1 pseudogene is annotated in these 238 nt (G+C 78.2%); it reads right to left on the bottom strand.

The annotated features are described in order from the left end of the window. Positions 1 to 238, bottom strand: a pseudogene (locus KVT45_RS55615) (L-2-hydroxyglutarate oxidase); the annotation flags it as partial.

Here is a 238-nt window from a genome sequence, read left to right as displayed (position 1 = left end):
CCCGCCCCGGCCGCCGGTCCACGCGGACCACCCGGGCGCCGTACCGGACCTCCGCCCCCGTGGCCTCCCCGAGCTGCCGGGCGACCCCCACGAAGACGCACACCCCGGTCGTCCCGACGTGTATGGCGGCGAGCCCCCGCACCTCGGGCTCGTACTCCCCGATCTGCCAGGCCCCGAGCTCCCGCACCAGCTTGCCGTTCTCCCGGCCCCGGTGGACCAGGGCGTGCAGCCGGGGCAG

This window comes from Streptomyces sp. GbtcB6, assembly GCF_019091475.1.
Classification (GTDB): domain Bacteria; phylum Actinomycetota; class Actinomycetes; order Streptomycetales; family Streptomycetaceae; genus Streptomyces; species Streptomyces hyaluromycini.
Note: the sequence above shows the minus strand (reverse complement) of the source record. Positions and strands in the feature narration are given on the sequence as shown.